Genomic DNA, 16,898 nt, shown 5'->3' on the forward strand with positions numbered 1-16,898 from the left:
GCAGAATGACCTTTTGAGTTACAAGGCACAACCCCGGCCAATACCAAGTTCACCTGCGGCGAATGGAACCGGGTGATGGTCTGTACTGGACAGTTTGGATTTCCGCCGCAAATTCTTGGAAGAAAAGAAGGCAGATCATGTTGTTGACCATCGACCGTGTCCAGAAATCCTATCCCGGCGGGCGTCCGGTGCTGCGCGATGTATCTCTGGTTCTGGATCAGGGGCAAACTTTGGCCCTGACCGGTGAAAGCGGCAGCGGCAAAAGTACCCTGCTGAACCTTGTCGCAGCCCTGGACAGCTTTGACGGGGGCGAGATCACATTAGGGGATACACGTCTGTCCACGCTGGATGATGCAGGGCGGGCGGCGCTGCGCCGGAACCATGTGTCGCTGGTGTTTCAACAATTCAATTTGATCCCGTCCCTGACGGTTGCACAGAACCTGTCTTTTCATGCGCGCCTTGCCGGTGTCGAAGATACTGCTTGGAACAGCCATTTGGCGGAACGACTGGGCCTGTCAGACTTGCAGGACCGTTACCCCGAGAACCTGTCGGGCGGTCAGCAACAAAGGGTTGCCATTGGCCGCGCCATGGCAGCGCGTCCCAAGCTGCTGCTGGCTGATGAACCGACCGGCAATCTGGACGAAACCGCCAGCGCAACCGTACTGGACCTGATGTTGTCACTTGTCGCCGACACCAAAGCGGCACTGTTGCTGGTGACGCATTCCCAACAAATCGCCGCGCGACTGGACCGTCAAGTCACGCTGAGCGGCGGGCGGATTCAATGACATGGCCCGTCATTCAGGCCCTGATGTCCCATTGGCGGGTGCATCGGTTACAACTGGCGACCTTGCTGGTCGGCATCGCTTTGGCCACCGGTTTGTGGTCGGCTGTACAAGCCATCAACGCCGAAGCGCGTGCAAGCTATGCGCGGGCCAACGCTCAATTGGCCATCGGCCAATTTGACGAGCTTCGAGACCCGTCGGGACCGATTTCAGTCTCTCGTTATGTCGACCTGCGCCGTGCAGGCTGGCAGGTTGCAGCCGTTCTGGAAGGCCCATACCGTATCGGCGGACGAACCTTGCGCCTAATGGGCGTGGATATGGTTGCCTACCCTGCCCTGCCTGCCGTGACTGAAGCGGAACAGAGCGCAGCTCCGCCTGAGCCTGTGGACATGTTGACCTCTCCGGGCCGCATTCTTGTATCACCCGAATTAGAGGTGCTGCTGCGTGGTCAAGACAGCCTGCCCCCCATTCTGACCACCTCAGCCCTGCCTTCGGACGTTATTCTGACTGACATCGGCGTGGCCGAGGGCCTGTTGAACCAAACAGGCGTCATCTCGCGGCTTGTCGTGCTGCCGAACCAACCGCGCGACCTGCCCCCTCTCAATCAGGTCGCACCTGAACTGGACCGCATCAGCCCCTCAGCGCAAGTCGATACCGCTCAGTTGACCGACAGCTTTCATTTGAACTTGTCGGCGTTTGGACTTCTGTCCTTTGCCGTTGGGCTGTTCATCGTCAATGGCACCGTTGGTCTGGCCTTTGCCCAGCGACGCGGCATGATCCGCACCTTGCGTGCTTTAGGCGTGTCCATGCGTCGGCTGGTTTGGCTGGTACTGACCGAATTAACCCTGTTGGCCCTGATCGGAGGCAGTCTTGGATTGCTGTTGGGCTTCTTTCTGGCCGGAGCGTTGCTGCCTGATGTCGCCGCAACTTTGCGTGGGCTCTATGGCGCGCCTGTGACCGGACAACTGACGCTGCAACCTCAGTGGGTTGTCGCTGGAATCGCTATGGCAGTTTTCGGAACCCTGCTGGCCAGCGGTCACGCGTTGTGGCGCTTGTCCAACATGCCTTTGCTCGAAGGACCGGGCGTGCAGGCGTGGCAGAGCAATTCCCGCGCGCGCCACATCGTCGGAGCAATGGGTCTGATCCTGATTGTCGGAGGATCGCTGGCCTATGTCAGCATTGGAGGGCTTGTTGCAGGTTTCACCTTATTGGCCGGATTGCTGACAGGTGCGGCCTTGCTGTTGCCATCGCTTCTGGCCATGGCTCTGTCTGTACTGGCACGTACGGCGCGTGGTCCTGTTGCGCAATGGGTCTGGGCAGACCTACGGGCGCAATTGCCTGGCCTGTCTTTGGCCCTGATGGCGCTGTTACTGGCCTTGGCGGCAAATATTGGCGTGGGAACAATGGTTTCCAGCTTCAGGTTAACCTTTGTCGGCTGGCTGGATCAACGGCTGACGGCCGAGTTGTACGTGACTGCGCGTGACGAAGATCAGGCACGCGAGATGACCATTTGGCTGCGCCCTCAGGTCGATGCCATTTTGCCGATCCGCAGCGTAGAACTGCCCCATGAAACCGGCCCGTTATTCTTATACGGCGTGGTGGATGATCCCGTGTACCGGCAGTACTGGCCGTTGATTGCCTCAACCGCCACTGTTTGGGATGATGTGATGGCCGGAGACGCCGTGCTTATCAACGAACAACTGGCGCGACGCGCGTCTTTATGGCCCGGTGCCCAGCTACAACTTGCCCAGAACCACGTTTTGCCGATCGCAGGGGTCTATTCCGACTATGGCAATCCAACGGGTCAAGCCATCGTTTCAATGGCGCAACTGGATCGTATCGCACCGGGGGCCGAGATGCGGAGGTTTGGTATCCGCATGCCACCGGAAGACGCGACTGCAATGGCACAAACCCTGCGCGCCCAATTTGACCTGCCGCCGCTGTCTGTGGTTCAGCAAGCGGCCATGAAGGCGCAATCACTGGCGATCTTTGAGAAGACCTTTGTTGTGACATCTGCGCTGAACGTTCTGACCCTTGGCGTGGCGGGATTCGCCATCCTGACCAGCCTGTTGACGCTGTGGACACAACGCCTGCCGCAAATCGCCCCTGTTTGGGCGCTGGGGCTGAACCTGGTGCAACTGGCACGGCTGGAGCTCTTGCGAAGCGTGTTGCTGGCTGCACTGACGGCAGTCCTTGCGTTGCCGCTGGGACTGATCCTGGCATGGGTTCTGCTGGCAGTGATCAACGTACAGGCCTTCGGTTGGCGGCTTCCCATGTTCGTCTTCCCATGGGACTGGCTGTGGCTATTTTTGTTGACGCTTGTGGCGGCCATAATTGCAGCAGCCCTGCCCGCGTTGCGGATGCTGCGCCTGCCCCCTGCCGACTTGCTGAGAGTGTTCGCCAATGAACGTTAAAACCCTATTGCTCTGCTTGCTCATCACTTGTCCACTGCCGCTTTGGGCACAGGGCTATGCAGGTTTGGGCGGATCAGCCGAGGGCTTTGATGTACCGAAAGAAGGGTATGCGTTCGATTTCCCCAAGGATCATGGCCCCCATCCGGCTTACCGGATCGAATGGTGGTATCTGACGGCCAACCTCAAGGGTGAAGATGGGCGCGACTATGGTGTTCAGTGGACCCTGTTCCGATCTGCTCTGAAGCCCTTTGAAACCGCCGGTTGGCAAAGCCCGCAAATCTGGATGGGTCACGCGGCGACAACAACGCCTGACACGCATTACTTCGCTGAGCGTCTTTCGCGTGGCGGGATTGGTCAGGCAGGCGTAACCGCTGAACCCTTTGAGGCGTGGATCGACGAATGGCGCATGGCCGGTCCTGATTTCGACACCCTTACCCTGACGGCCAACGGAGAGGATTTCAGCTATGATCTGTCGCTGACCGCTCAGGGGCCATTGGTGTTTCACGGCGATGCAGGGTATTCGGTCAAATCTGCGGATGGTCAGGCCAGCTATTATTACTCGCAGCCTTTTTACGCGGTTGAAGGTGTTCTTCGACTGCCAGACGGCGATGTGCACGTCACAGGCCAGGGTTGGTTGGACCGTGAATGGTCGTCGCAGCCGCTTGCTGCGGATCAAAGTGGATGGGATTGGTTTTCCCTCAGCTTCGAGGGCGGCGACAAGATGATGGCTTTTCGATTGCGTGGGGGGCGCGGCGACTTTACCTCGGCCACTTGGATCAATGCCGACGGCAGTACCGAGGCTATCCCTAACGGAACCGTCCAAATGACGCCGCTGGCCACGGACCAAGTCGCAGGGCGCGAGGTTCCAACACACTGGCGCGTTGCCTTACCGGATCGGGGTGTTGAAGTTGACGTTTCTGCCATCACACCCGAAGCATGGATGGGAACCCGCTTTGAGTATTGGGAAGGACCTGTCACCGTAACCGGAAGCCATGAAGGCATCGGATACCTTGAGATGACAGGGTATTGATCCCTGAAGTCTGTTCAGCGCACGACGTAAACAGAAACCGAAGAATGTCGCACAACACGTGATGCGTTGGGACCCAGCAGGTAATCCTTGAAATCCGGCTTGTGCGCACCGATTACGATCAAATCGGACCCGGCGCCTTCAGCAGTTTTCAGGATTTCCTGATAGGCCGTTCCTGTCGCCACAACATGGCGGATAGTTTCATTTCTCTCTGACCCCAGTGCTTTGACACACAGCGATGTCAGAGTGGCCTGCGCCTCTTCAAAAGCCTTGTCGTGGAAGTCGGCCTCAAAGAACCCTGACACCCAACTTTCACCAAAATCCGGCAGCACGGTCACAACATCCAGCTGCGCCCCTTCCAGGTCCGCCAGAGCGGCCGCCTTTTGCAGAACCGGCACATCAATCTCACCATTGCTGATATCAATGGCGCATAGAACTGAACGTGTCATGCAAGCACCTCTCGTCTGGCGGCCCGGCCGCGTTGCAAAAGCGCGATGAGGCCAAGAAGAACCATCGCAGGGATATAGACCAACTGCTTGGGTGGCTGACTGGACGGCAAGCTGACCGAGGTCAGGCTTACGGCCTCATCCCCGTAATAATCGAAGATATCCAGATCGCCTGAAAGCGGTGTTCCTGGGAACGGTTCGTCCAGTTTAACAACGCCGTCTTCAGGGATCAGGATTAGCCCCAACGCCTCGACCCGCGCTGCGCCGCCGTCTTCCGAACCCACCGTGGCCACCACAGTTGTATCAGTCATTTCAAGCGTGTCGAAGTCTGGCCCGGACACAACAAGCCGCATCTCTGTTCCGGGTGGAACCTGACCGATTGTCTCTTCGAACGCAGCAGGTTCAACCGATTGGAACGGAGGCGAAATGCGGTCCATAAAGAAGTCCGGCCTGAACAAGGCAAAGGCCACAAAGATCAGCGCGATGCTTTCATAGATCCGGCTGTGGGTCAGGAAGTACCCCATTGTACCGGCAGTAAAGACCAGAATGGCTATGGTGGCGAATATGGCGACGATTATGCCTTCGACCCATGTCACATCGATCAACAACAGGTCGGTGTTGAAGATGAACACAAACGGCAACGCCACAGTGCGCAGGCTGTAGAAGAACGCCGTGAAACCGGTCTTGATCGCATCACCACCCGAGACAGCAGCGGCCGCGAAACTGGCCAGACCCACAGGCGGTGTCACGTCCGCCATAATACCGAAGTAAAAGACAAACAGGTGGACAGCGATCAGCGGCACGATCAGCCCGCTTTGCGCGCCCAGTTCGACAACCACACCAGCCATCAACGAGCTGACGACGATATAGTTCGCCGTGGTCGGCAGGCCCATACCTAGGATCAGGCTGAGGATACCGACCATGATCAGCATCAGGATCAGGTTGCCACCCGAGAGGAACTCGACCAGATCGGCCATCACCTGTCCTACACCGGTCAGCGTCACCGTACCCACGATCACGCCCGCCGTGGCTGTGGCCAAAGCGATCCCGATCATGTTCCGCGCGCCGTCGATCAGGCCCTGCCACAGGTCGGCCACACCGTCGATAAAGCGGTTGTACACATCGCTTTCGCCGCGGAAGACCGCCTTGAGCGGTTTTTGCGTCAGCAGGATCACGAACAGTAACGCGGTTGCCCAAAAGGCTGACAAACCAGGAGATTTCTGTTCGATCATCAGGAAATAGACAAGCACAATAATCGGCAGCAGATAGTGCAGACCTGCCTTGTAGATGTCTGCAATGACCGGCAGCGTGACCTCTTTGGCGTTTGGATCGTCGGGCTCAAGATCCGGCACCTGAGCGGCCAGATAAAGCAACACGACATAGATGGCGCAAACGATCAGGCTAAGGATCAATCCAGCCGCCGAAGGTGCCCAACTTGTCACCGCATCCACCGGGAATTGCGAGCTATAGCACAGACCGGCAAATACCACGAAGAAAGACAACATCCCAACAACGGTCCGCGCCAAATGCACATCCCGGTCGCCCAGGGTTGGCATGTTCCGCTTAACCGCTTCAAGATGGACGATATAGACCAGCGCGATGTAGGAAATCGCAGCAGGCAAGAAGGCGTGGGTGATGACCTCGACATATGAGATGCCCACATATTCCACCATCAGGAAGGCCGCAGCGCCCATAACCGGTGGCATGATCTGGCCATTTACCGAAGACGCAACCTCGACCGAGCCAGCTTGTTCGCTGGAAAAGCCCACCCGTTTCATCAACGGAATGGTGAAGGTGCCGGTGGTTACAACGTTGGCAATCGACGAACCCGAGATCAGCCCGGTCGCGGCAGAGCCCACAACGGCAGCCTTCGCAGGGCCGCCACGCAGATGGCCAAGCGCCCCGAAGGCCATTTTGATGAAATAGTTCCCTGCCCCGGCCTTATCCAACAAGGCGCCAAACAGAACGAACAGGAAGACGAATTTCGTGGAAACGCCAAGAGCGATGCCAAACACACCTTCTGACGTGATCCACATATGGCTCATGGCCTTTTTCAGGCTCGCGCCTTTCCAGCGGATAACTTCGGGCACCCATTCGGATGAACCGAAGAAGACATAAGCCAAAAAGATCGTCGCGATGATCGCCATGGCCGGGCCAAGCGCGCGGCGCGCGGCCTCGAACAACAGTAGCAGGCCGCCCAATGCGATCCACTTGTCCGTGTCATCGGCAAGCCCGCCCGCATTGACGATCTTGTCGTAGAAGAAATACCCATAAAGCGCGACAAACGCGCCCAGAATACCCATGATCCAGTCCTGAATCGGGATATAGTTCCGAGGGCTGGACTTCAGCGCCGGATAAGCCGCAAAGGCCAGAAACATCGCAAAAGCCAGATGGAACTGGCGCGAGTTGTTCACAACGCTTCCGGGAAGGACATAGTTCGAGATTGGCGAGGCCAGAACAACCTGAAAAATCGACCAGATTGCAGCCACGATGGCCAGAAAAATCCCGACGTTGCCGACCGGGTTGCGCCCGCCGGCGTCGGAAGACGCAACCAGATCCTGAAGCTCTTCTTCAGATAGCGGGCGATTGGATTGTGTGTCGGAACTCATAAAATGTCTCCCCGTCACGGCCTTTTCCGGCCTTTTGGAACCCCGTTTTACACGGGTTGTGTGCAGGGCGCCCGAAGGCACCCTGCGTCAGGTCTGGCTTACTGAATCCAGCCTTTTTCTTTGTAGTACTTTTCAGCACCCGGATGCAGCGGTGCCGACAGGCCGTCCGCGATCATCTCTTCGGGCTTCAGGTTGGCAAATGCAGGGTGCAGCTTTTTGAAGTCATCGAAGTTCTCGAAGACCGAGCTGACAACCGCATAGACCGCATCTTCCGATACGTCTGCTGACGTCACAAAGGTTGCGCCCACACCAAAGGTCGACGTGTCGCCATCAGATCCACGGTACATGCCACCGGGAATGGTTGCGGTGCGGTAGAACGAGTTGTCGTTGACCAGTTTGTCCACGGCTTCGCCGCTGACATTCACCAGAACCGAGTCACATGCGGTGGTGGCTTCCTGAATCGAACCCGAAGGGTGACCGACGGTGTAAACCATCGCATCGATCTGGTTGTCGCACAGTGCAGCCGACTGTTCAGCCGCCTTCAGTTCGGTCGCCAGTTCGAAATCGCCCGTGGTCCAGCCCATTTCACCCAGCAGAACCTCCATGGTGCCGCGCTGACCGGAACCGGGGTTGCCGATGTTGACGCGCTTGCCTTTCAGGTCCTCAAAATTGGTGATGCCGGAATCGGCGCGGGCCACAACGGTGAACGGCTCGGGGTGAACCGAGAAAACGGCGCGCAGGTTTTCGAACGGGCCAGCCTCTTCGAACTTCGAGGTGCCGTTATAGGCATGGTACTGCCAGTCTGACTGTGCCACACCAAACTCCAGTTCGCCTTCGCGAATGGTGTTGATGTTGTAGACCGAACCACCGGTCGATTCGACCGAGCAGCGCACGCCATGTTCCTTGCGGCCTTTGTTCACCAGACGGCAGATCGCGCCTCCTGTCGGGTAATACACGCCGGTTACGCCACCGGTGCCGATTGTGATGAACTCTTCCGCATACGCGGCTGGTGCCATCATGGCCGCCGTCACAAACGCGCCAAGGCTCAGTTTGCTGCTGTTTTTCATGTTTTAACTCCCAATTTTTTATCTGGCAGTTGGAACCCAAGTGGGTCGACCTGCTCAGGGAAGCGTGCCGATAATACAATCCGGCCCGTCCCGCAACAGGTACAACTCTTTGAATTTTCCAATTTCTCCCAACCCTTGTGAGGTTTCATTCAGAGACGCTGATTGTCAAGGCCGCCGCCCGGTCTGACCGCCTCAAACCGCATATATGAGCTTGAATTGCGAAGTTTCCCCATCAGCGCAATGCGCGCTGACCCGGTATTTCCAACGACACTTAAAGTTCAAACATACGCCTCATTCCTGGCGCAAATGGAAGGCACCTGCTCGTTAGGTTCGGATGTAATGATTGCCCATATTGCCGGACCCAGCGAACAGAAAACCCCCAACTTTGGACTTCAAAATGGCAAAGAAATACCTCTGCGTGCTCGCGGTTGCGGCTGCGGCAGCAACCCCTGCTTTGGCAAATAACGCTCTGAAACAAGATGATTTTTCAGTTGAATGTGTGTCAGATGTGGACGGCAGCAACGTAACTTTGAAACGGTCAGGCGGTTCGGACAAAGGCTATCTTTCCACAGGCGACCTTGAAGGCGAAGCCGCAATTTATCCTGTCGGAGAATCAATGACGTTTCTGTTGATGCAGGACGGAAAGGTCGTCACGTTTGTCGTGAACTATGACAGCTTGAAATACGACATGATGGTCAAAGGCGCGGTTCAAAAATTTGACCGGGGCACGTGTCCGGTATCCTGAGGAGCCCGACACGGGATAGCTTCCGCCAAATGGTGCTATTTCGGCGTTAAAACTGAACGCTCAGCTTTGCGGAATTTTGAAATCGAATACCTGATTTAAGCCGAGTGGTCAGAAAAAAGAAGCGGCGCATACACGCCGCTTCTTTTGTTTTATCAGTGGCTTAAGCAGAAGCTTCAAAAATCTTTTCAATGTTGCTGCCCAGGGCGGCATTGAACTCGGCATCAGATTGCTGTTTCGACAGACCTTCGGTCAGCGCACGCGAAAACGACGCGATCATCTTGCCGTTCTGGCCCAGCAAATCACACGCCTGCTCGGTCGAATACCCACCTGACAAGGCAACCACGCGCACCACGCGCGGGTGATCAGCCACTTCATCATAAAGGTTTGCCGCGCTCGGGATTGTCAGTTTCAGCATGATGTCCTGCCCCTCGGCCAACTGATCCAGGTTTTTCAGGATTTCAGCCTTCAGGATGTCTTCCGCCTCGGCCTTGGTTTCCGAGTTGATGTTAACTTCGGGCTCGACAATCGGAACCATGCCTGCGGCAACGACCTCGCGGGCTACATCGAACTGCTGCGCCACAACGGCAGCGATGCCTTCGGCGTTGGCTTCATGAATCACCGAACGTTCCTTGGTGCCAAACACACCCTCTGCCTTGGCCAGCGTTTCGGCCAGACCCGGGATCGGTTTCATCATCTGGACGCCATTCGCGGTCTCTTCCAGACCTTTGTCGATTTTCAGGAACGGAACGATGCCTTTGACCGACCATAGGTAATCCGCAACCTTGCGGCCGTCGATTTCTTCACCCAGCGTGCGTTCGAACAGGATTGCACCGATCACTTTATCCTTGGTGAAGTCGTCCGCCAGAATGATCCGCGCGCGCATGTTCTGGATTTCGCCAAACATCTCTTCTTCCGAGGCGTAATCCGATGCGTCCACCCCATACAGCGCCAGCGCCTTGGGGGTCGATCCACCACTTTGATCCAGTGCGGCGATAAAGCCTGCTCCGTTGGACATCTGTACGCGCTGTTCTGCTTTGGACATAATGATTTCCCGTTCAAGAATGATTCCGATTTCATTCCTCGCATACAGCACGGTGATGGACGATGGTAGTTTGTTAGCGCTCAACCAACCTCAACCATATCCCGTCCTTGGACCGAACGGTCAGATGCGCCACCGGAACCGGCGTTTTTCCAGGGATTGTTTCGAATTTGAATTGGCGCAACAGCATCGACAGGATCAAGGGCCCTTCAACCATCGCAAATCCCGCCCCCGTGCACACTCTTGGTCCGGCAGAGAACGGAATGTAGGCATTGCGTTGACATGTTTTGCCGTTCTCTGTCTTCCAGCGCGAGGGATCGAACCCGTCGGGATTGTCCCAAAGCCGTTCTTGCCGATGCAGGTGCCACGGGCTGACTACAATTTGTGAACCCTTCGGAACCTCTCGATCGCGAAACTGTTCAGGACATTGCGTTTCCCGAACCATCATTGGCACCGGTGGATAAAGTCGCAACGCCTCGCGAAATACATCTCGGGCGACGTTCAGCCTGGACATGGTCGTAAAGGACGGGTCCGGATTTGCCTGCGCCTCTTCCGCGACCTTCTTTTGCCAGTCGGGGTACAGCGCCAGCAGATAAAGCGTCCAGGCCAGAGCCGAGGCGCTGGTTTCATGGCCCGCCAGAAAGAAGATCGCGACCTGATCAATCATCTCGTCGGTTTCAAAACACTTCCCCGTGGCAGGATCGGGTGTTGTCATGATTTTTGTGGCCAGATCGTTTGGTGCCGTCCCATCAGCAATGGCCGAAGCGCGATCCGCTGTAAGTTTCTGGATCAAACGCCTGATATCATGCGCATTCCGCCGCGTGTCGCCGGCATGTAGACGAGGAACCCAACGTGGCAGAGGCAAAAAAGCCGCAAGGTTCAAAAGCGGTTGCCGCCTTTGATAGGAGTGGAATTTCTGGAATACTTCAGCTGCGATTTCATGTTCGATAGGCACCGAAAACAGTGTTCTGAAAATGACATCTGCGGCGACATGGCTGGTGATTTCTTCAACTTCAACCTCGGTTCCAACACTGGAGCACAGCCGATCCGCGCAGGCTTGTGACGCGTCTCGCATCGCCGGAAACGTGTCTTTTAACCGCCCGCCTTCGAACGCTGGATCAATGATACGACGTTGTCGCTTCCACACCTCACCGTTTGTCAGAAATACAGACTCACCCAAAAGCGGCCGCAAACCTTCGCTGATCCGGTTAGACTTCGGGAAATCTTCAGGCCTCTTTTTCAAAACCAGATCAACCAGTTCTGGCTGATTGACCATGTAAGATCTAAAGAACGGCGTTCGAAATTCCGCCATCCATGCGCGATAGAGCCGTTGGGGCTGCGCCGAAAGCAGGTCTTTCCGAAACAGTCTCAGATACTGCCACAGCGAAACTTTGTCTGGGCGTGGGGTCGGTTTTGGCGGGATCATGCGTGAACCGTAGTGTATTTTGAAACGGGCTGATCAATACGTGACGGTGAAGGCGCGCGCCCGGCAAATCGTGCAGCCAAGGTTTGGGGGCCCGCGGTGATCCGAAAATAATCGTATGCACCCGGACGGTCAAAGGCGCAGAGATACTGAAAATGCAGCTTGAAGAACCGCCAGCGATCCGCCTTCCAGCGCTCAGGAGACAGTGTTTGAGTAAACGCTGCCGACAAAACCAGTGGCCATTTCTTGTCAGGGCTACCCACACCGCTGACCGCAACCGGGTCGCATAGTGCAAAGGCGCAGCCATCGCCGGGGGCGGTAAAATCGACCCATGCCACAGTGGGTTGCTTGGATAGAAACTGCAAATCCGCGCGTAAACGGTGTGCGTTTGGCAGGAACGAAACCATGGGAACCACCTGCCCCAAAGTCAGAAACGACAAAACCGGTCCTTGGTCACGCACATTACAATTGCGGATCAGATCGGCCAGCACCGACACACCCAGATGCGCGCCCGAGCTGTGACCGATCACCAAAACCTCGTCCACCTCTTCAGTCAAAGCGTCTTTGATCAGGTCTTGGAATGTGTCCAATCGCGCCTGCAACTGCGGCGGAGTTTCCCCCTTTAACTGCGCGGAATATGCGTAGTCATGCATCAGGTAATAGACAAACAGCCGGTTGTCGATTGTGCGAAACCAACGCAACACCGCATAAGCCAGAACACCCGCCGGAACCAAAGCCCACAGCCCAACAATTGGGACAAGCAGTTTCGCCGTCGCCCACGCAACCAGCAGCGCGATCAGCAATTGTAAAAGCAACATACCAACCGGATATAGCGCAGCAATCACCGGCCCTTTTCTCAGCCCCATCAACCGACGCAGAGTACCCGTCGAGATGTAGGTCCAAGCGGTTCGCGCCAGTTGCAGATAGGTGGACAGGATCGATCCCGTCATGCTGTCCCGCACGATGTCCGACCAGACCAGCACATCGACATCCGTGTGCACCCGTTCACCATCCTGAAGCGATGTGACATGCCAGCCAAAGACGTCAGCTCGCGGCTTGGCTGACACGGAAATCTCATAGCCGGAAATCTCAGCCTGGGCCTGTGACTCAGACCGATACAGCTCCCGGTATCGTCTGGGCGGAAACGGATCATAACCGGGAATGTAAAACACCCGACGTTTGCGCACCTGAGGCTGATTTGTCTGACTGCACATGCCCTTACCTTCTGCCGTTCAGGTTAACGCAGGCTTGAGGTCAAGGTAAGGGGGTCAGCGGTTCATCCAAAATTTGCCAATGCCGGGAAGGTTTCCAGCAACCACCAGCTGAACCGTGTGAACAGACCGGTGATCAGCATGATGCCCACGAACAACAGCAATCCACCCATGACCTTTTCGATCGTACCCATGTAAGGCTTGATGCGGTTCATGACGGTCATCGATCGGTTCAGGAACATAGCCGCCAGAAGGAATGGAATACCCAGCCCCGCCGCGTAGACGCCCAGCAATACCGTACCACGCGCCACTGATGCCTCATTCGCCGCCAGCGAAAGGATCGCACCCAACTGAGGCCCAATGCAGGGCGTCCAGCCAAAGGCAAACGCCAAACCCAGAATATACGCCCCAAAAACCGAGCCACCGGAATCACCGGTATCGATCCGCGCTTCGCGGTCCAGAAACGGGATGCGGAATACGTTCAGGAAGTGAAGACCAAACACGATCACCACCGCACCCGAAAGCTTGGCAAAAAGCACCTGATTCTGAAGAACAAACGCCCCGAAGGCAGACGCGGTAAAGCCCAAAAGCAGAAAGACGGTCGACAGACCCATCACAAAGAACAATGCCGACATCGTTGCCTTGCGCCGCGCACGGGCCTCGTCCTGCATCTCGTTGATTGTGACGCCGCTCATATACGCCAGATAAGGCGGCACGATGGGCAGCACGCATGGTGACAGAAAGCTGATCAAGCCACCCAACAGCGCGACAAACATGGCGGGCAACAGTCCCGCGTCTATGATTTCAATTCCGAACATGCCTCTGCACATAAGTGATGAATGTCGATCCGTCACGGGGCCATTCAGTCACATCCTCGTGGTTGGAATCTGGACAATATTTCAACTTGGTCCTATCCCGAAATGCATGACCGATATAACAGATACATTGGACGCCCTTGGGCTTTTGTGTCCTCTACCCGTCCTCAAAGCCCGCAAACGGCTTAAATCCTTGCCTGCAGGGGCCGTACTGCGGGTGCTGGCCGATGATCCGGCGGCCATCGTCGATGTTCCACATTTTTGCTCCGAAGCCGGACATACGCTGCTGTCTCAGGAACTTGACGGGGCGCATCAGGTTTATCTGATCCAAAAAGCCGTCTAAAAATCCTTCGGATTACTAAAAAGGCGGGCTCCTCAGCCCGCCTTTTCATTACTTGCCCAGCGACCACCACCCGCGTCGCTTCGGCTTGGCGGGGCCTGGTTCCGGTTCTTCCGCGACTGTTTCCAGCACAGGCTCAGGTGTCTCTTCCACAGGGGCTTCTACTGCGGGCTCAACCTCATCAGCAGTGACCTCTTCAACCGCTTGCGCCGCAAGTTCTTCCACAACACCAGACGTCTCTTCTGCTGGCGCGTCCTCGACACTGGCCTCTTCGGCGTTCACCGGTTCCTCTGGTGCAACCTCAACAGTCTCAGCTTCCACCTCAACAGTTTCGCCTTGTTCCTGAGCCACCTCGGGCACCTCGGCCTCAGGGTTTTCTGCAGCGTCCTCGGCCACAGGCGCCTCAGCTACGGTCTCAGCTTCAACTCCTTCAGTTGCTTCAGCCTGTTCAACCGTTTCCTCGGCCGCAACGTCCTTTTTCCGGCGACGCGGAGCACGTTTACGCTTGGGCTTGGCAGGCTTTTCTTCCTCTGCCGCTTCCGCTTCTACGACGTCAGCCGCACCTTCTTCATCGGCGGCATCACCAGAAGCGTTCTCCTGCGCCTCTCCTTCGGAGCTTTCGTTGGATTGCTCTGCGGCATCACCATTGCCCCCACCCTTCTTGCGCCGACGACGGCGACGTTTGCGCTTGGGCTTGGCATCATCTTCGGTTGGGGTGGTTTCCTCCTCAACCTCTTCCTCGTCAGACGAGTCCACCATGTCCATCAGAGACGCATCCACAGAAACGACAGGCGCAGTGGCTTCAGGCACAATCCGGCTGGCGGTTTTAAATTTCTCCATCGAGAAATCGGGGCTCACCAAGTGGATGTCGCCTTCGATCCGCACAGACAGGCCATACCGGGCTTCGATCTGAGCAATGTGCTCACGCTTCTGGTTCATCAAGAAGTTGGCAATGCCGACTGGGCAACGCACCAAAACTTCACGCGAACGACGGCGTGTGCCTTCCTCTTCGATCTGACGCAGAATCGACAGGGCCATGTTGTCGTCCGAACGGATCAGACCTGTGCCGTGACATGCCGGACAAGGCTGAGTCGTGGCCTCGATCATTCCGGGTCGCAGTCGCTGGCGGCTCATTTCCAACAAACCGAAGCCGGAAATCCGGCCCACCTGAATGCGCGCGCGGTCAGTTTTCAGCTTGTCCTTCAGACGCTTTTCAACCGCTGCATTATTCTTGCGCTCGTCCATATCGATGAAATCGATGACGATCAGACCGGCCAAATCCCGAAGACGCAGCTGGCGCGCCACCTCTTCGGCGGCCTCCAGGTTTGTCTTCAGCGCGGTCTCTTCGATCGAGCCTTCTTTGGTCGCGCGCCCCGAGTTTACATCGATAGCAACCAGAGCTTCGGTCACGCCGATCACGATATAACCACCGGATTTCAGCTGAACCGTCGGGTTGAACATGCCCGCCAGATAGCTTTCCACCTGATAGCGCGCGAACAAAGGCAGGGCATCTTCGTACCGTTTCACGTTCTTGGCGTGGGACGGCATGATCATTTTCATGAAGTCCTTGGCGATGCGATAACCGCCTTCGCCTTCAACAAGAACCTCATCAATGTCTCGATTGTAAAGATCGCGGATCGACCGTTTGATCAGGTCGCCTTCCTCATAGATCTTTGCAGGCGCAATCGACTCCAGCGTGAGCGCGCGGATCTGTTCCCACAAACGCTGCAGGTATTCATAGTCGCGCTTGATCTCGGACTTGGTGCGTTTGGCACCCGCAGTGCGGATGATCAGACCCGCCCCGGTCGGCACATCGATGTCCGCGGCGATTTCTTTCAATTTCTTACGGTCGGCGGCGTTGGTGATTTTGCGGCTGATACCGCCACCGCGCGCGGTGTTCGGCATCAATACACAATAGCGACCGGCCAAAGACAGATAGGTTGTCAGCGCAGCACCCTTGTTGCCGCGCTCTTCCTTGACCACCTGCACCAGCAGGACCTGACGAACCTTGATGACTTCCTGAATCTTGTAACGACGCGGGCGCGGTTTGCGTGGCGGACGGATGTCTTCGCTGTCATCTTCGTCAGCTACAGATTCAATCGAGTCGTCTTTCGACGAGGCATCGGCGCTCTTGCCTTCAGCATCCTCGTCTTCCGCACCCTGATCGCCGTCTGCATCTGCAGCAGCTTCACCCGAGGTCTCAACATCGTCAGAAGCAACCGCCTCCGTCCCTGCCTCATTTGCCGATGCGCTATCAGCTTCTGCGCTTACTTCTGTCTCATCGCTTGAGGCCTCACCAGCGTCTTTACTGACTTCACCTGTGTCGTCGCCGGCTTCTTCGGGCGATGCAGACGTGTCTTCCACCTCAGAAGCAGATTCTTCTGCCGCGTTATCTGACGCAGTTTCTGCCGAAGTCGCATCGCTGTCTTCCGGCTCTTCTACCGGTGTTTCAGCCACGATCTCCATCGGAGAGGTTCCCTCGGGCACCTCTGCATCTGCATCTTCGCCATCGGCCAAATCGATGGTTTCCATACCGGTTGGCTCGGTCGAAACCTCCATTGTCTCAACCGGATCGTCCGACTTCACATCTGCCGCCTTGGAACGCGACCGAGACCGCCGCTTTTTGGGCTTGGCTTCTTCGGCTTCGTCACGCGCCTTCATCGCCTCGGCATAAGCGCGCTCTTCCTCCATCAACGCCTCACGGTCGGCGACGGGGATCTGATAGTAGTCCGGATGAATTTCCGAAAAGGCCAGGAATCCGTGACGGTTCCCACCATAGTCGACAAACGCCGCCTGCAGCGACGGCTCAACCCGTGTTACTTTTGCAAGGTAGATGTTGCCAGCAAGCTGGCGTTTGTTTTCGGATTCAAAATCGAACTCCTCGACCTTGTTTCCGTCGACCACCACGACGCGGGTTTCCTCCGCGTGGGTGGCATCGATAAGCATTTTCTTAGCCATGTTTCCTTAGTGCACCGCGCCA

The 16,898-nt window shown here is 56.6% G+C and carries 13 protein-coding genes; 5 read left to right on the forward strand and 8 right to left on the reverse strand.

Features of this window, described 5'->3' with window-relative positions; all coding sequences use genetic code 11:
* The first annotated feature begins 137 nt into the window (after window positions 1-137).
* Genes ACR3EH_RS01050 through ACR3EH_RS01060 form a run of 3 tightly spaced genes read left to right on the forward strand, consistent with a single transcriptional unit; the run spans window position 138 to window position 4,226 of the window.
* A complete protein-coding gene (locus ACR3EH_RS01050; RefSeq protein WP_171183071.1) occupies window positions 138-785 on the forward strand; it encodes an ABC transporter ATP-binding protein in 648 nt (215 codons plus the stop codon).
* Window positions 782-3,196 carry an ABC transporter permease gene (locus ACR3EH_RS01055; protein ID WP_171646914.1) on the forward strand — a complete coding sequence of 805 codons (2,415 nt, stop codon included), beginning with the start codon at window positions 782-784 and terminating at the stop codon, window positions 3,194-3,196. The genes ACR3EH_RS01050 and ACR3EH_RS01055 overlap by 4 nt, the downstream gene beginning before the upstream one ends.
* Window positions 3,186-4,226 (forward strand): lipocalin-like domain-containing protein, encoded by a 1,041-nt coding sequence (locus tag ACR3EH_RS01060; RefSeq protein WP_171646911.1) that lies wholly within the window; start codon window positions 3,186-3,188, stop codon window positions 4,224-4,226. Before ACR3EH_RS01055 ends, ACR3EH_RS01060 begins: the two co-directional genes overlap by 11 nt.
* 14 nt (window positions 4,227-4,240) lie before the next feature.
* Here the strand turns inward: ACR3EH_RS01060 and ACR3EH_RS01065 are convergent, their stop codons facing one another.
* The 3 genes from ACR3EH_RS01065 to ACR3EH_RS01075 all read right to left on the reverse strand — a co-directional run bounded on the left by ACR3EH_RS01065 (window position 4,241) and on the right by ACR3EH_RS01075 (window position 8,345).
* Window positions 4,241-4,672 carry a universal stress protein gene (locus tag ACR3EH_RS01065; RefSeq protein ID WP_171183065.1) on the reverse strand — a complete coding sequence of 144 codons (432 nt, stop codon included), beginning with the start codon at window positions 4,670-4,672 and terminating at the stop codon, window positions 4,241-4,243.
* On the reverse strand, window positions 4,669-7,278 hold the full coding sequence (locus tag ACR3EH_RS01070; RefSeq protein WP_171183062.1) for a TRAP transporter permease: 2,610 nt from the start codon (window positions 7,276-7,278) through the stop codon (window positions 4,669-4,671). Before ACR3EH_RS01070 ends, ACR3EH_RS01065 begins: the two co-directional genes overlap by 4 nt.
* A gap of 98 nt (window positions 7,279-7,376) precedes the next feature.
* Complete coding sequence (locus tag ACR3EH_RS01075; protein WP_171089876.1) at window positions 7,377-8,345, reverse strand: TAXI family TRAP transporter solute-binding subunit; 969 nt, start codon at window positions 8,343-8,345, stop codon at window positions 7,377-7,379.
* A 397-nt stretch (window positions 8,346-8,742) separates the two neighbouring features.
* Between ACR3EH_RS01075 and ACR3EH_RS01080 the strand changes: the two genes are divergently transcribed.
* Window positions 8,743-9,090 (forward strand): hypothetical protein, encoded by a 348-nt coding sequence (locus ACR3EH_RS01080; RefSeq protein ID WP_171183061.1) that lies wholly within the window; start codon window positions 8,743-8,745, stop codon window positions 9,088-9,090.
* A 160-nt stretch (window positions 9,091-9,250) separates the two neighbouring features.
* Here the strand turns inward: ACR3EH_RS01080 and ACR3EH_RS01085 are convergent, their stop codons facing one another.
* The 4 genes from ACR3EH_RS01085 to ACR3EH_RS01100 form a co-directional block, all read right to left on the reverse strand.
* A complete protein-coding gene (locus ACR3EH_RS01085; RefSeq protein ID WP_171183059.1) occupies window positions 9,251-10,132 on the reverse strand; it encodes a fructose bisphosphate aldolase in 882 nt (293 codons plus the stop codon).
* A 73-nt stretch (window positions 10,133-10,205) separates the two neighbouring features.
* A complete protein-coding gene (locus ACR3EH_RS01090; RefSeq protein ID WP_171183057.1) occupies window positions 10,206-11,555 on the reverse strand; it encodes a cytochrome P450 in 1,350 nt (449 codons plus the stop codon).
* The gene (locus ACR3EH_RS01095) at window positions 11,552-12,766 is read right to left on the reverse strand and encodes a hypothetical protein (protein WP_171183054.1); all 1,215 of its coding nucleotides are present in this window, start codon (window positions 12,764-12,766) and stop codon (window positions 11,552-11,554) included. The genes ACR3EH_RS01090 and ACR3EH_RS01095 overlap by 4 nt, the downstream gene beginning before the upstream one ends.
* Window positions 12,767-12,828: 62 nt before the next feature.
* A complete protein-coding gene (locus ACR3EH_RS01100) occupies window positions 12,829-13,581 on the reverse strand; it encodes a cytochrome c biogenesis CcdA family protein (RefSeq protein ID WP_171089861.1) in 753 nt (250 codons plus the stop codon).
* 106 nt (window positions 13,582-13,687) lie between these two features.
* On the opposite strand from ACR3EH_RS01100, the gene ACR3EH_RS01105 reads away from it, so the two are divergent.
* Complete coding sequence (locus tag ACR3EH_RS01105) at window positions 13,688-13,921, forward strand: sulfurtransferase TusA family protein (RefSeq protein WP_171089859.1); 234 nt, start codon at window positions 13,688-13,690, stop codon at window positions 13,919-13,921.
* A gap of 48 nt (window positions 13,922-13,969) precedes the next feature.
* On the opposite strand, the gene ACR3EH_RS01110 is transcribed toward ACR3EH_RS01105, so the two are convergent.
* Window positions 13,970-16,876: an Rne/Rng family ribonuclease gene (locus ACR3EH_RS01110; RefSeq protein WP_171675543.1), complete on the reverse strand. Its 2,907-nt coding sequence runs from the start codon at window positions 16,874-16,876 to the stop codon at window positions 13,970-13,972.
* Window positions 16,877-16,898: the final 22 nt, after the last annotated feature.

The organism is Ruegeria sp. BG7 (assembly GCF_056535685.1).

Bases quoted from the DNA above. Each gene is read 5' to 3' on its own strand.
- ACR3EH_RS01050 (WP_171183071.1), top strand. From the start codon at position 138: ATGTTGTTGACCATCGACCGTGTCCAGAAATCCTATCCCGGCGGGCGT.
- ACR3EH_RS01055 (WP_171646914.1), top strand. From the start codon at position 782: ATGACATGGCCCGTCATTCAGGCCCTGATGTCCCATTGGCGGGTGCAT.
- ACR3EH_RS01060 (WP_171646911.1), top strand. From the start codon at position 3,186: ATGAACGTTAAAACCCTATTGCTCTGCTTGCTCATCACTTGTCCACTG.
- ACR3EH_RS01065 (WP_171183065.1), bottom strand. From the start codon at position 4,672: ATGACACGTTCAGTTCTATGCGCCATTGATATCAGCAATGGTGAGATT.
- ACR3EH_RS01070 (WP_171183062.1), bottom strand. From the start codon at position 7,278: ATGAGTTCCGACACACAATCCAATCGCCCGCTATCTGAAGAAGAGCTT.
- ACR3EH_RS01075 (WP_171089876.1), bottom strand. From the start codon at position 8,345: ATGAAAAACAGCAGCAAACTGAGCCTTGGCGCGTTTGTGACGGCGGCC.
- ACR3EH_RS01080 (WP_171183061.1), top strand. From the start codon at position 8,743: ATGGCAAAGAAATACCTCTGCGTGCTCGCGGTTGCGGCTGCGGCAGCA.
- ACR3EH_RS01085 (WP_171183059.1), bottom strand. From the start codon at position 10,132: ATGTCCAAAGCAGAACAGCGCGTACAGATGTCCAACGGAGCAGGCTTT.
- ACR3EH_RS01090 (WP_171183057.1), bottom strand. From the start codon at position 11,555: ATGATCCCGCCAAAACCGACCCCACGCCCAGACAAAGTTTCGCTGTGG.
- ACR3EH_RS01095 (WP_171183054.1), bottom strand. From the start codon at position 12,766: ATGTGCAGTCAGACAAATCAGCCTCAGGTGCGCAAACGTCGGGTGTTT.
- ACR3EH_RS01100 (WP_171089861.1), bottom strand. From the start codon at position 13,581: ATGTTCGGAATTGAAATCATAGACGCGGGACTGTTGCCCGCCATGTTT.
- ACR3EH_RS01105 (WP_171089859.1), top strand. From the start codon at position 13,688: ATGACCGATATAACAGATACATTGGACGCCCTTGGGCTTTTGTGTCCT.
- ACR3EH_RS01110 (WP_171675543.1), bottom strand. From the start codon at position 16,876: ATGGCTAAGAAAATGCTTATCGATGCCACCCACGCGGAGGAAACCCGC.